This is a genomic window from Bacillus glycinifermentans (assembly GCF_001042475.2).
GTDB classification, from domain to species: Bacteria; Bacillota; Bacilli; order Bacillales; family Bacillaceae; genus Bacillus; species Bacillus glycinifermentans.
The window spans coordinates 124,152-136,036 of sequence record NZ_LECW02000001.1 but is presented as its reverse complement, the minus strand read 5'-3'; the positions used below and the strand labels follow the sequence as shown (position 1 = coordinate 136,036).

The following is an 11,885-nucleotide window of genomic DNA, read 5'->3' as shown; positions in this document are numbered from 1 at the left end:
AACGATTTGTTCAATTTTATTGAACCCCATATCGGAGGGATTTGAACATGGATCTGAAAGCAGTAAAGACGTTTCATAAAATCGTAACTTGCAAAAGCTTCAATCGGGCGGCAGAAGAGCTGAATTACGCCCAGTCCACCGTGACGATGCAAATTCAAAAACTCGAAACAGACCTCGGAGTCCGCCTGCTGGAAAGGGGAAAAACATTCAGGCTGACGGAAGCCGGCAGGCTCTTTTTTGATCAAAGCCGGCATATCGTCAAAGAGATCGAGCAGCTGCAAAACAACATGTCTGACGTATTGCTCGGTGAAGCCGGCAGCATTCGCCTAGGGGCGGTGGAACCGATCGCAAGCCGCCTTTTGCCCGGGATTTTGGGAGAATTTTTAGCAGAGCATCCAAAGATCCGGATATCCGTCGACATTGGAAACTCGGCGCCGCTCGCAGAACGGCTTTTGCAAGGGGAGCTCGACCTCGCCGTCTGCTCGACGCCGGCGATCGGAACAGACCTTTATTTTGAACCGCTTTTCGCGGAAGAGCTGACAGTGCTCATGCCAGAAGGACATCCTGCGGCAGAACATGAGCGCGTCAGCTTGAAGGATCTCAGAGAGCATCGCCTGCTCATCACAGCCCACAACTGTACGTATCGAAAAAAAGTCGAAATCGCCTTTCAGGAATTGCCCGGGAGCCAAATGAACACAATGGAAGTCGGCAGCATGACCGCATTGAAAAACTATGTAGCCGCAGGACTCGGGATCGCCCTCGTTCCAAAAAGCATCGCGGCCTCGCCGCCTGCCGGAACAACGGTCCGCCACCTCATTGACAATCCGATTGCCATCAGGTTCGGCATCCTCTGCAAAACGTCGGCATTTCCTCTGAAGCATGCGGCGGCCAAGCTTTATCAATGCTTAAAAGAAAATCTTCAAAGACAAAAAAAGGACTTTCCGAATTGATCCGGAAGGTCCTTCCCAAACTTACGCCTCATTTAGCGGAATCGTCATTTGCACTTGTCCGCCCCCCGTCTTCGCATTCCTGATCGTCAGATCGCCTTGATGCAGTTTTGCGACATTCAGGGCAAACGTAAGACCGATTCCGTAATGTCCGTTGGATGTTCTGCTTTTATCCTCCATGTAAAAAAGCTGTGCCGCTTTTTTGAGCCCTTCAGGAGTAAAGCCTTTCCCGCTGTCGGTGATCGTAAAAGTGAGGGAGTCTCGCCGGCAGGCTGCTTCAAAATAAACCTTCCCTTCCTCAGGCGAATGGTCGGCTGCGTTTGACAGAATATTCATCAGCGCCCGCTGAAGAAGCTGGCGGTCAATTGTTGCCTCTTGTGAATCAAGGTTGTGTTCTGTCCGCACGATTTCAACGCTTTTGCTTCCTATGTATGCCGTCATTTCCTGAATCACGCTGTTTACAAGCGCCTTCACTTGAACGCGTTTCAGATCAGCACAGAATGCTTCCTCTGTTTTTGATATATGGATTAATTGATCGATATATTGTTCGATTTTATTTGCGGCATTCAGAATATAGCCGATATAATCGGACTGCTCCCTGCTTTGTGATGATAAACCCAGCAGTTCCGCATTTCCTTTAATAATCGTCATAGGGATTTTCACGTCGTGGGCAAGCGCGCCGATTTGTTCGTTTTTCGATTTTTCCATGTGCCATTGCGCCTCAAGAGATGCCTGAAGGGCATTTTTCATCTCGATAAGAGATTCAATGACATCATCAAATTCCTTGAAATTCGAGTATTCCGGTGAAATATTCAGATTCTGTTCTTTGATTTGTTCCGTTATCGTGTTTAATTTGTCGAAATGCCTTTTTAAATGATTGGCAAAATGCGTTGTCACAATAAAAATGACCGTGATGATCAACATAACCAGGATGCATATGCTCGTCAGCTCATAGTTTGGAAGATACTTTCTCAATAATGGAGAATGGAATTCAGCCCGCAAGGAATATTCCAAAACGCAATATTCGTCTTTTCGGTCAATGATCAGATAGCCTTTTTGCTTGAAGTTTACATACGGCTTGTTCTCTATTTTTTTCCTCACAATATATAAATCTTTCTCTTTTATCGTCCCTGCGGTTTTCCGCTTCGATTTCTTATCCAAAATGGCGTATGACATCGTATCCGGGATCATGCTGCCTGTTACCCGTTTTGCTGCCTGGAGCCGCGGTTTCAGCTTTTCCGCTTTATGTTCATTATCATTTGCCGGATCAATCAGACCCGCATTCATTCCCATTGTATTGACAAACAGATACAGGGCGGTAACGGCGGCTAAACTCAAGCATAACGTGGTCATGTATACAATCAGTTCTCTGCGCAGCGTCTTTTTTCTTTTCGTTATTCCCATTTGTATCCCACGCCCCACACCGTTTTAATGGGATCTTCATGATGTTCTTTGCATTTTTTTCGAATCGTCCTGATGAATTCGGTGATCGTAGAGTATAAAGCGTCGCCGTCCAACCCGTATACTTCTTCATAAATCTGTTCTCTCGAAAAGGTCCGGCCTTTATGCTGGGCAAGGAATTCGCATATTTTATATTCGTTTTTCGTCAAGTTTAATTTTTGACCGTGAATAAATACTTCCTTGCTGTCAAAATGAAACAAAAACCCGGAAATGAGCCGCCTTCTCTCGTGCTTCTCCCGATTCTCCCTTCTTAAATGCGCATTGACCCTTGCGCTAAGCTCGAGAACGCCGAACGGCTTCGAAATATAGTCGTCCCCTCCCGTCATGAGACCTTTTACGACTGCTTCTTCATCCGTCTTCGCCGTAAGGAATATAATCGGACAGTCTACGATCGGACGGATGAGCTTGCATAGTTCAAATCCGTCGATGTCGGGCATCATGACATCGAGCAAAATCAAATCGTATCCTCCGAAAACGTCGAGAGACTCTCTGTTTATTCTATCCAGCGTATGAACCAGATGCTGATCCCGCCGCAAAATATTTTGGATGAGGATCAGAATATCCTTATCATCGTCTACCGCCAAAATGTTCGCCACTTGCTAATCCACCCTTTATCACTATTCATTAGCCTTTCTTCCTTCCCAGCGGATAAACCATAGGATGCTGGTGATGAATACCGCCATTATAACAAACGTCATGATATATATTCCCGTATTCATTTCCCGGTCGAATAACGGCATATATTCGGCGTCGATTTTCCCAAAATAACGTATTCCGGCAAGGCCTGATAGTCTGATGCCCCATGCCCACGGGTTGTATTTCCATATCGCGTCGCCAAGCCCCGTATTCATCAGAGCCGTCATAAGAAAGCCGGCGCCCCCCAATAGAACGGACGCTCCTATTCCAAACGCACAGCTGATCAAAAAGTAGATCATATACAATGTGACACATCCGGCGAACAGCCATGCCCCGCCTTCCAAAAAAAGAGCATACGGAAGATCAGGCACCTTTAAGACAAACGTCAGCCCGGCCAGGTAGACTGCAATCGCCAAAAAGACGGCTGCCGCATTCATCATAAGGAGGAGGGCGATTTTACTGACATACGGGGTCAGCTTTACAGACGTTGCGCCCAGGAGCACTTGAAATTTTCCGGCCTGCTCTTCGAGTTGGGCAGCCGTCCCGCACATGATGCTGATGAGAAACGGCAATGCAACCGCCATCAACGTCATATACGATTGATATAAATCAAACGGGCTCGGGTCTTTCGAATAGAAATAGAGCAGAAAAACCCCTGCGTAAATGAACGGAATCAAAAGGTGCAGCCACATAAAAGAGGTGCGCTTCGTTTTTTGAATATCTGCCCGCAGGCACCTCAAAAACTGCCTCACTTTACGCCACCCCCCGTTCCAAAGGCGGGTGAAAACGAACGTTTTGTCGCGACCATCAAGACTGCAAACAACAGAGCCGAAAGCAGCACCGCCGGAGGAACGACAGCCCAGCTATGCAAGGGATCGCCATTCTCAAGCGGCAAGCCGTTCGGATGTATGCCGATCGCCGGACACATCATGCGGATCGACCAGCTCCACGGATTTAACCACCATAAAGACTCCGAAGCCGACATAATGCCGAGAATCAAGCCGCCTAATAAATTGACCGTAACGGCAGCGGCAAATCCAAACCTTCTCGCGAGAAACAGACAGAGCGGAATTTCCCAGAGCGTGGTGGCCCAAAGCAGCGAACTGGCTGTGATAATGGCCAAATTGACAGTCGCAAATTGCGGAATGACAAACCCCATCATATACATGAAACCTAAAAATATGACTTGCGAAGCCAATGAATAAATTGCGATGACTGCCACTTTTGCATACCACATCGTTTTCAAGTCGACCGGTGCCGAAAAGACGCCGTTGTAGTTGGAGGCTTTTTTCTCCTTTTGGTGTGATGATGCACACAGCAATCCGATCATAATCGGCATGAAAATAATCGACCACCAGTTGAATGTACCCGTGACGAAAAAGCCGGCGTTCATCAAAAAGGAGAAACATATATTGATCAAAGGGACGATGACAACGATTTTCCTCGCAAATGCCCGTTTAAACTTCAGATGCTCCGCTTTTATGTATTGTCCGATCATTGATCTCCACCGTCTTTCTCACGGTTTGACTTTACGACTTCCATAAAGAGTCGCTCAAGATCGTCCTCCTTATCGATTTCCCCCTGGTACCCGAGGCGCCCTCCGCTGATGATGCCGATATGATCTGCGATTTGCTCCACCTCTGAAAGAATATGGCTTGATAAGATAACCGTTATCCCTTCCTGCGGAAATGACTTGATGAGCTCCCTCAATTCCTGTATGCCGATCGGGTCCAGTCCGTTAGTAGGCTCATCCAGAATAAGCAGCTTCGGATGATTCAAAAGGGCAATTGCGATCCCGAGTCTCTGCTTCATTCCCATCGAGAACTGTCCCGCTCTTTTTTTTCCAGCATGGTGCATATCAACGGTTTTGAGCACCTTCTCGATTCTGTCATGCGCAAGGCCCCTTAGTGTCGCGTGGACTTTTACGTTTTCATATGCGGTCAAATTGTCATAAAGGGGCGGATATTCGATTAAAGACCCTATATCTTGTAAAAAAGACCTTTTCCATGGATGGCCGTCAAAAAAGATCTCCCCTGACGTCGGTTTTAAAATTCCGGTCAGCATTTTCAGAGTTGTTGACTTCCCGGCGCCATTGGGACCGAGCAGTCCGTAAATGCTGTTTTTTTGAACTGTAAGCGAGACATCTGTCACCACTCTGCTTCTGCCAAATTGTTTTTTGAGATGTTTCGTTTCCAACAGGATGTTTCCCATGCCTTTTCCTCTCCCCGTATTTCTGTAATATCGGAGCGGCTGCGCTCCAATTGGTGTCGTTTGATATTGTAAGATGCTTTTATCAAGATTTAATCAAGACGGGAAAACGCAAAAAACCTTCCGAATCATGTCGGAAGGTTTTTTGTGTCATGAAGGCATCAGTTCCAGATGATGATCAAGGTCATCTTTTAATGCGGCTTCGATATCTTTAAAACGGTTCGAAACGGTCGAAGCGCTGACGCCGTACTTTTTCGCAAGCTTCGCCTGGGATACCGCTTTTTCCGATTTGGATACCGTATTGATGAAATACTCCAATGCAGCCGCGAATGCTTCGGTTTTTTTAATGCTCGGGGATTTTTTGGCGCAATACGACTTCCATACGCCGATCGCCCAGGAAACGAACGTTTCCGGATGTCCCGCTTCAAGCATGCCTTTTTCAAGGACGAGCGCGGTTTCTCTTTCCATATCGTTCGCCCATTCGATCTCCCGGGGAGCAGGTTTTGATGCAGGCTCTTCTTTTTGGCAGAGCCTCATCAGCAGGCGATGAAAATCTTCCCTCATAAACCGCTCTGCTGCGCCGCCTTCACCTGTAAAGCGTTCCAGCTCTTCTGTTACCCTGTTTTTGATCTCTTCCGCCATCTTCCGCGGATAGATCGTAAATTGCAGGAAGAATTCCGTATGCCCGCCGAGCTGAATCGGAAAGCCGAGCACATACTCGCCGATGAAAGGCCCCTCTCTTTTCACGCTCATTTTGATCGTGATTTCTTTGTTTGAGACCGCATCTTCAAAACGAACCGCACCATCGGCGATTTGCTTGACCTGCAGCAAAGCCGGCGCCAGATGCTTCCAGGATTGAACGGCTTCTTTCGTTTGCGACCTGAGGATATCAGCGCCCTTTTGCCGCAAATAATCCTCAAAGATCGTCAGGCCGCCCTCTGCAAGCGGCTGGGAAAATACTCCCCACACCCCTAAATTAAAGACGCATATTTTTTGCGCAGATTCATCCAAATCTGCCAGAAAAGAATATTGATTGAGAAATTGATCAATCGTTTGTTTATGTTCTGTAAACGCGAATTCCATGACATCTTTTTGAATCTGTTTCAGCTCTTGCACAACAACGGCCGGAAATTCCGCCTTCGTATTGCCGCAGCACTTTTTATATTTCAGCCCGCTGCCGCACGGGCAAGGCATGTTTCTCTTTACTTTTCCCACGATTAAACCTCCGTATCATATACTACAACTTATATATTTTATCAAAACTTTGGAGAGTGGGAAATCGTTATTAAAAAAGAGAAGGATTTAGCGTATTCGTAAATTTTTTCAAACAATTGCTGCGGATCAGGATAAAATACTGATTCAAACAAAGAAAAAATAACTATAAAATGGGTAATGTTGTTTGTTTGTCATCCCTTTTATATCACACTACATAGAAAGGACGTTACATACATTGCAATATGCAGGTTTTTGGGTTCGCGCAGGCGCGCTGTTGACCGACTGTCTGCTTACGGTTGGCTTGCACGTCTCGTCGGACTTCATATTTGGAGGCGGTTCTCCGGGTGTAATCTGTACAGCCTTCATGGTTTATATAGTTTATCCGCTGATCATGCCGTTGACAAAGCTGCAAGGCACGATCGGAAAAGCTGTTTTTGGAATTCGTATCGTCTCTGCTGACAACGGTCAGCCGATCAAATGCCGGCAGGCTGTGATCCGCTATTTCGCCGCATGGGTGCATATCATTTCAAGGCTGTTTTACCTGACAGTCGCTTTTTCAGAAAAGAAACAAGCCGTACATGACTTCGCAGCAAAGACGTATGTCATCAAAAAACGTAGATTTACCGCTTAAGCTTTCGATATTCTAATAGACTGATGACAAACAGCACAAGAAAACATCCAAGCCACTGAACAAGGCTTAAACATTCGTTTAAAAACAATACCCCCAAGAAAATGGTGAGCACCGGCCCGGCTATTGAAATCATAGCCCCTCGTTCCGCTCCAATGCGCTTGATGCCTTCAAGCATAAATATAAAAGGAACAACCGTCGTTGCCACCGCAATGATGATAAATAAACCGTACATCGGAGCATCGTAGGAAAAAAGGTTAACCGGCTGCTCTCCAGCTGCTTGAATCGCCGTGTATACGGCGATCGCCAGGCTTGCCGCCGACATTCCATACGCATTCATTCGGATGCTGCCGATTTCGTGGACAAGCTGTCCTGATACGACCAAATAAACGGCATAAAAAATGACAGACAGAATAATCAACACAACTCCCGTCATGTTCGCTTTTACCGCATGTAAATCCCAGGCGCCAACGGCCAAAAACAGCCCGCCGCCCACAAGGAAAACCGCGCCAAGATGGCGGATCGACATCCTCTTTCTGTTCAACAAAGCAGACAGGATCAGCACGAAAATCGGATAGCTCATCACCAGCATGCGCTCGACAATCGCCGAGACATAATGAAGGCCGGTGAAATCAAACAAGGGTGACAGGAAAAAGCAGAGCAGCCCCGCAGTACAGGCTTTGATGACATCCTTATGTTTCGGTTTGGGCTTTGAACGATAGATCATAAAAATCACCCAAAACATTGGCGCCGCAATCAATTGCCGATACAATAAAACCGCCTCCGGAGCCGCCCCCCGTTCATAGACCCATTTCACAAGAATGGATTTTGACGCAAAACACATCGTTCCAAATACGATAAAACATATGCCGGCAGCCGCCTGAAGGCTGCCCCGCAAATCCCCGCTCTGCTCAACTGTACTCTTCTCAGCTCGTTTCATGTCCCACAATCATCCTTTATTCATCAATATGCTTTTTGATAAAATGAAGCAATGTATTTCCCTGTGCCGTCAAAATGACGCCTTTCCCCGAACATTTTGGACAATAAAGCCCGTCTTCTTTGCCGCTGCCTTTGCAATGCGGACAAGGAATTTCCAAGTCGTCTGTTGCGATCACCAACTGGTCCACCTCCATTCAAACTGGCATCTCTATATGGCCGCACCGGCCAGTCTTCCTCCATGGCCGTCACCTCCTTTAAAGAATGCAAAAAAACCCTCGCCACAAAAGGACGAGGGTCTCGCGGTACCACCTTTTTTAATCGCAAATACGATTCGCTCACAAACATACGGAAAGGGATCATCCTTTCGATATGTTTCTCTTGATAACGGAGAGAACATCCCGGCGCCGCCTACTGATGGAATCCGTTCAGCGGAGCGATTCAGAAGCCCATTCGGCATCAGGGGGGCATCGGTTCACACCAGCCACCGACTCTCTTAAAACCCCTCACTGACACGTACTTGCTCTTCCTCCATATCGTTTGACCGTTCATAATTTGTAAAATATATTACTCTGAAAATGGATCTGTGTCAATCAGCGTTATCTGTTCGTTTTTTGACCGGCTATAAAACGGATCGTAATTTAACTTGAATCCTGACTCCGCCAAAATTGCGGGATTTGAACGTTGGAAGTGCCGTACCTTTTTTGAATGAACTCATCATGCATGATGAGTTGCTTTTGCTGGCTCAAATTAGTAATATAAATGTATGGAATGACATATTTTCATCAGTCGACATAGAAAGAAACACAGTATCACTACCACCTGTAAAAGTATTTCTTCTTTAAGAAATGCATACAATAAAAAAGACCCGACTGCGCCAACAGTCGAGTCATCATACACAAAGCGGCCCGTCAAGGGGCTTGCTCAGACAGCTCTAACGTAGACACTATCCCTTTCACTTGCCAAGGCTTAAGGGAGTGTCTATTTTTCTTTCTTAGACAACACGGCAATCAGCATGCCGAAAGCAATCATTATAGAGATTGTTTCGTATGTTGTCATGATGCATCACCCCCTTTCAAATGGGGATGAGCAAGAAACTCCCTCAAGCGAGCATATAGCTTTTGTGTACAATGAATATTTTACCATAATACTTCAAATACCGAGATACCTTTCCATCTCGAAAAACAAAATATTGAGGCTGATGCAGGAACTAAAAAAGCCTTAACGCTGCGCAAAAAAATCGCCCCAAAGGAGAGCGATTTTTTTGGTCATGCTTGTAAAAAGCACCAACTATTCTGATTTCTTATTCCGCTCAGCAAACACCGCCATCGCGTCGCGCATAAATTCAGCTAAGCCTTCGCCGTATTGATCGATATTTTTTGTGAAGCGTTCATCATCGACATACATTTGCCCGATGCATTTGAATGTCTCAAGCGAAAAGTGATGACCGGAATATTGGTTTAAAAAATCATACCATTCTTGAATGGCCGCCTGTGCCTCTTTTGCATCAGGCGCACCGTCTCGAAGGCATGCGATTTTTCTGTAAATAGCGTCAAATTGCCGTTCCACCGCTTTCCGTTCGTCTTCAGACATGGCGGCCATATGGGCTTTCGTTTTGTCAATGGCTTCGTCTCCCCAGCGTTCGCGCGCTTCCGCTTCGTACGGGTTTTGGCTGAAATCGAAGCCCGCAAATTTTTCTTCATTTGTCATTTCTATTTCCCCTTTCGTAAATTGTATCGTTTTATCGATCGTCTCAATCATTTGGTCCAGCCGCTTTCGTTTTTCAAGCAGCATTTTCCGGTGCATTTGAAGCGCTTCATGCCGGTCAAAAGATGGATTCTCGAGAATGGTTTTGATTCTTTTCAAAGGGAAGTCGAGCTCTCTAAAAAATAAGATCTGCTGCAGCTTTTCCAGATCGTCATCTGAATAAAGCCGATAGCCCGATTCAGTCGTCTCCGACGGAATCAAAAGTCCGATTTCATCGTAATGATGCAGTGTGCGCACACTGATGCCGACCATATCGGCAACCTCTTTCACCTTTAGTTTCATAATCTGACCTCCCTTTGATATTGACTATAAAGTATCACGCAACGTGAGAGTCAATGCTTTTTTTCATAAAAAAAGCAAGCCTCAGCCTGCTTTAATATCTTATATTTGCAACGTGAAACTTCTTTTTTAGTTTTTGCATCATTTCAATATCATTTCCGTTAAGGCTGCCGTTTGGACGGGAAAGAAGGTGAATCTCATCCTCATCCCAATACTTTCTGGCAGTAAATAGATGCGTCCCTTTTTCATCAAAACAAGAGATCATGATAAAATCGTAATAATACTCGAACATCTCTTCATCTTCGTCACTGCATTCACAGTCAATCTGCCGGTATTTTTTTAGCAAATACGCGTCATCATGAATTTTCCAAATCCATTCTTCGCATTCAAACGGCTCGTTATAGACGATGTTAGACATGTTGGATGGCATTCCTTAAAAACGGATCATCCAGCCATTCGTCTATCTGGGCTGCGGAAAATCCTTTAGAGACATTCAGATCAATCAGCGTCCCGCCTGAATAGCCGAATGAAGCGGATCTGTCGGGGATTGCGTCCGAACCTTTTGCCAATACATTCTTCAGCTTTTTCAGCATGTTTCCGCAGCTTCTGTCCAAATCGCTTTTCGGGTTTGCGGCGGCTTGAATGACTTTTTCGAGCTTCTCATTTCCGCCGATGATGTCACCCGCTTCATTCAAACTGACGTCCGACAGAGTCAGCCCTGCCATCGTTTTTAGAAACTCATTGACATGCCATTTTTCGTAAGCGGCTTTGTCTACCGGCTTTCCATTCTGTTCACCGACATAATCCGAATGGCTTAACAGCTCCGCTCCCAGCTCTTCTGCCCCATTCAGCGCCTTTTCTATTTGCGCTCTTTTCTGATTGTCAAAAGTCCCTTCAACTGTAATGTGATTTTTGCCATCGACATGAATCTGCATGCTTTCATTTTCCGCAAGGGTAATGCCGTTTTCTCTGAGGGCTTTTTCGATATCACTGTTTAAGAGCTGCCTGTTTTCATAGAGAAAATAAATTGAAAGCTGTACGCCATTCATTTGCGATTTTACAGATCGTCCGTTTTTTTGCGCTTCTTCAGCCTCCTTGCTGATGGTCAGCGTATCTTTTTTTGCAGCGGCTTCGGTCTCAGGCCTTTTTGTTTTTGACTGCTGTTTGTTTGAAACAAAATCCATTAATTTTTCTGTATAAAGTGCAAGTTTAACCCTATCTCGAATATTCATGGGAGCTCCCTTCCAGCTCATCATTTTTTACCAGCCGTATGTTTGATCATATTGGTAGATCTGGTCTTTCAAAAGTCTACACAGATTTAACTCCGCTGTTTTCTGATTTTTTAAGAATGCGGGACTTACCGGCAGCACAAGTACAAGAAACAGCATGATAACCCCTAAAACAATCAATAACCAAAATGCCGCTTGAACAGGAAAAGCATCCAAACTCCATCCCATAGTGACCGGTAGCATAGCAGAAGCAAGCAAAATGCTTGTCGTCTGCTCTGTCTTTCCCGGGAAAAACTGATTGGTAATGATCAAAGCGATCGCAAACATTCCCGCCATAAACAGACCGGCCAGGAAGCAAAGCGCAAATCCCGCCCAAACGCTGCCGCTCATTGCTAACATGATGAGCGACAATAGACTGCCAATATTAATCATCCCGAGAAAGCGGTGATAGGTTATTTTCTCAGAAATGATCCCCGTCAATGCCCGTTCGGTGACCATCCCGGACCAGTAAAGGGTGACCGATATCGTCGCCAAGGAATTAACAATCTGCCAATTTTCAGCAAAAACGGCCGGCATGAA

15 protein-coding genes and 1 other annotated feature are annotated in these 11,885 nt (G+C 45.8%); of the genes, 2 read left to right on the top strand and 13 right to left on the bottom strand.

Translation table 11 applies throughout. The annotated features are described in order from the left end of the window. Nucleotides 1-47: 47 nt before the first annotated feature. Entirely contained in the window at nt 48-950 is a 903-nt protein-coding gene (locus AB447_RS00710) for a LysR family transcriptional regulator (RefSeq protein ID WP_048354467.1), read from the top strand. Nucleotides 951-971: 21 nt separating this feature from the next. On the opposite strand, the gene AB447_RS00705 is transcribed toward AB447_RS00710, so the two are convergent. The 6 genes from AB447_RS00705 to AB447_RS00680 all read right to left on the bottom strand — a co-directional run bounded on the left by AB447_RS00705 (nt 972) and on the right by AB447_RS00680 (nt 6,467). Further along, on the bottom strand, nt 972-2,351 hold the full coding sequence (locus AB447_RS00705) for a sensor histidine kinase (protein WP_057957387.1): 1,380 nt from the start codon (nt 2,349-2,351) through the stop codon (nt 972-974). After that, on the bottom strand, nt 2,342-3,004 hold the full coding sequence (locus AB447_RS00700; RefSeq protein WP_048354469.1) for a response regulator transcription factor: 663 nt from the start codon (nt 3,002-3,004) through the stop codon (nt 2,342-2,344). Before AB447_RS00700 ends, AB447_RS00705 begins: the two co-directional genes overlap by 10 nt. A gap of 21 nt (nt 3,005-3,025) precedes the next feature. Then, entirely contained in the window at nt 3,026-3,796 is a 771-nt protein-coding gene (locus AB447_RS00695; RefSeq protein ID WP_082142403.1) for a lantibiotic immunity ABC transporter MutG family permease subunit, read from the bottom strand. Further along, complete coding sequence (locus tag AB447_RS00690; protein WP_048354470.1) at nt 3,793-4,542, bottom strand: lantibiotic immunity ABC transporter MutE/EpiE family permease subunit; 750 nt, start codon at nt 4,540-4,542, stop codon at nt 3,793-3,795. Before AB447_RS00690 ends, AB447_RS00695 begins: the two co-directional genes overlap by 4 nt. Beyond that, nucleotides 4,539-5,255, bottom strand: a complete 717-nt coding sequence (locus tag AB447_RS00685; RefSeq protein ID WP_048405932.1) for a lantibiotic protection ABC transporter ATP-binding protein — start codon at nt 5,253-5,255, stop codon at nt 4,539-4,541. The genes AB447_RS00690 and AB447_RS00685 overlap by 4 nt, the downstream gene beginning before the upstream one ends. Nucleotides 5,256-5,402: 147 nt before the next feature. Continuing rightward, nucleotides 5,403-6,467 (bottom strand): YecA family protein, encoded by a 1,065-nt coding sequence (locus AB447_RS00680; RefSeq protein WP_057957386.1) that lies wholly within the window; start codon nt 6,465-6,467, stop codon nt 5,403-5,405. 235 nt (nt 6,468-6,702) lie between these two features. Here AB447_RS00680 and AB447_RS00675 point away from each other — a divergent pair, with 235 nt between their 5' ends. Beyond that, nucleotides 6,703-7,098, top strand: a complete 396-nt coding sequence (locus tag AB447_RS00675; RefSeq protein WP_048354471.1) for an RDD family protein — start codon at nt 6,703-6,705, stop codon at nt 7,096-7,098. Here the strand turns inward: AB447_RS00675 and AB447_RS00670 are convergent. The 7 genes from AB447_RS00670 to AB447_RS00640 form a co-directional block, all read right to left on the bottom strand. Next, on the bottom strand, nt 7,088-8,035 hold the full coding sequence (locus AB447_RS00670; RefSeq protein WP_048354472.1) for a DMT family transporter: 948 nt from the start codon (nt 8,033-8,035) through the stop codon (nt 7,088-7,090). The two genes, AB447_RS00675 and AB447_RS00670, sit on opposite strands and share 11 nt — an antisense overlap. A gap of 16 nt (nt 8,036-8,051) precedes the next feature. Continuing rightward, nucleotides 8,052-8,213 (bottom strand): tryptophan RNA-binding attenuator protein inhibitory protein, encoded by a 162-nt coding sequence (locus tag AB447_RS00665; RefSeq protein WP_048354473.1) that lies wholly within the window; start codon nt 8,211-8,213, stop codon nt 8,052-8,054. Between the two features lie 102 nt (nt 8,214-8,315). Further along, nucleotides 8,316-8,574: a binding site (T-box leader), on the bottom strand. A gap of 438 nt (nt 8,575-9,012) precedes the next feature. Then, the gene (locus AB447_RS26560; RefSeq protein ID WP_128748380.1) at nt 9,013-9,090 is read right to left on the bottom strand and encodes a putative holin-like toxin; all 78 of its coding nucleotides are present in this window, start codon (nt 9,088-9,090) and stop codon (nt 9,013-9,015) included. Between the two features lie 231 nt (nt 9,091-9,321). Then, entirely contained in the window at nt 9,322-10,080 is a 759-nt protein-coding gene (locus AB447_RS00655) for a MerR family transcriptional regulator (protein ID WP_048354475.1), read from the bottom strand. Between the two features lie 91 nt (nt 10,081-10,171). Continuing rightward, nucleotides 10,172-10,495 carry a hypothetical protein gene (locus tag AB447_RS00650; RefSeq protein ID WP_048354476.1) on the bottom strand — a complete coding sequence of 108 codons (324 nt, stop codon included), beginning with the start codon at nt 10,493-10,495 and terminating at the stop codon, nt 10,172-10,174. Then, the gene (locus tag AB447_RS00645) at nt 10,488-11,309 is read right to left on the bottom strand and encodes a hypothetical protein (RefSeq protein WP_048354477.1); all 822 of its coding nucleotides are present in this window, start codon (nt 11,307-11,309) and stop codon (nt 10,488-10,490) included. Before AB447_RS00645 ends, AB447_RS00650 begins: the two co-directional genes overlap by 8 nt. A gap of 27 nt (nt 11,310-11,336) precedes the next feature. After that, complete coding sequence (locus tag AB447_RS00640; RefSeq protein WP_053075404.1) at nt 11,337-11,882, bottom strand: MFS transporter; 546 nt, start codon at nt 11,880-11,882, stop codon at nt 11,337-11,339. Between the last annotated feature and the right edge of the window lie 3 nt (nt 11,883-11,885).

What these genes read in the sequence shown, in the direction of transcription:
- AB447_RS00705 (WP_057957387.1), bottom strand. Translation starts at nt 2,351, where the DNA reads ATGGGAATAACGAAAAGAAAAAAGACGCTGCGCAGAGAACTGATTGTA.
- AB447_RS00645 (WP_048354477.1), bottom strand. Translation starts at nt 11,309, where the DNA reads ATGAATATTCGAGATAGGGTTAAACTTGCACTTTATACAGAAAAATTA.
- AB447_RS00655 (WP_048354475.1), bottom strand. Translation starts at nt 10,080, where the DNA reads ATGAAACTAAAGGTGAAAGAGGTTGCCGATATGGTCGGCATCAGTGTG.
- AB447_RS00670 (WP_048354472.1), bottom strand. Translation starts at nt 8,035, where the DNA reads ATGAAACGAGCTGAGAAGAGTACAGTTGAGCAGAGCGGGGATTTGCGG.
- AB447_RS00685 (WP_048405932.1), bottom strand. Translation starts at nt 5,255, where the DNA reads ATGGGAAACATCCTGTTGGAAACGAAACATCTCAAAAAACAATTTGGC.
- AB447_RS00710 (WP_048354467.1), top strand. Translation starts at nt 48, where the DNA reads ATGGATCTGAAAGCAGTAAAGACGTTTCATAAAATCGTAACTTGCAAA.
- AB447_RS00640 (WP_053075404.1), bottom strand. Translation starts at nt 11,882, where the DNA reads ATGCCGGCCGTTTTTGCTGAAAATTGGCAGATTGTTAATTCCTTGGCG.
- AB447_RS26560 (WP_128748380.1), bottom strand. Translation starts at nt 9,090, where the DNA reads ATGACAACATACGAAACAATCTCTATAATGATTGCTTTCGGCATGCTG.
- AB447_RS00690 (WP_048354470.1), bottom strand. Translation starts at nt 4,542, where the DNA reads ATGATCGGACAATACATAAAAGCGGAGCATCTGAAGTTTAAACGGGCA.
- AB447_RS00650 (WP_048354476.1), bottom strand. Translation starts at nt 10,495, where the DNA reads ATGTCTAACATCGTCTATAACGAGCCGTTTGAATGCGAAGAATGGATT.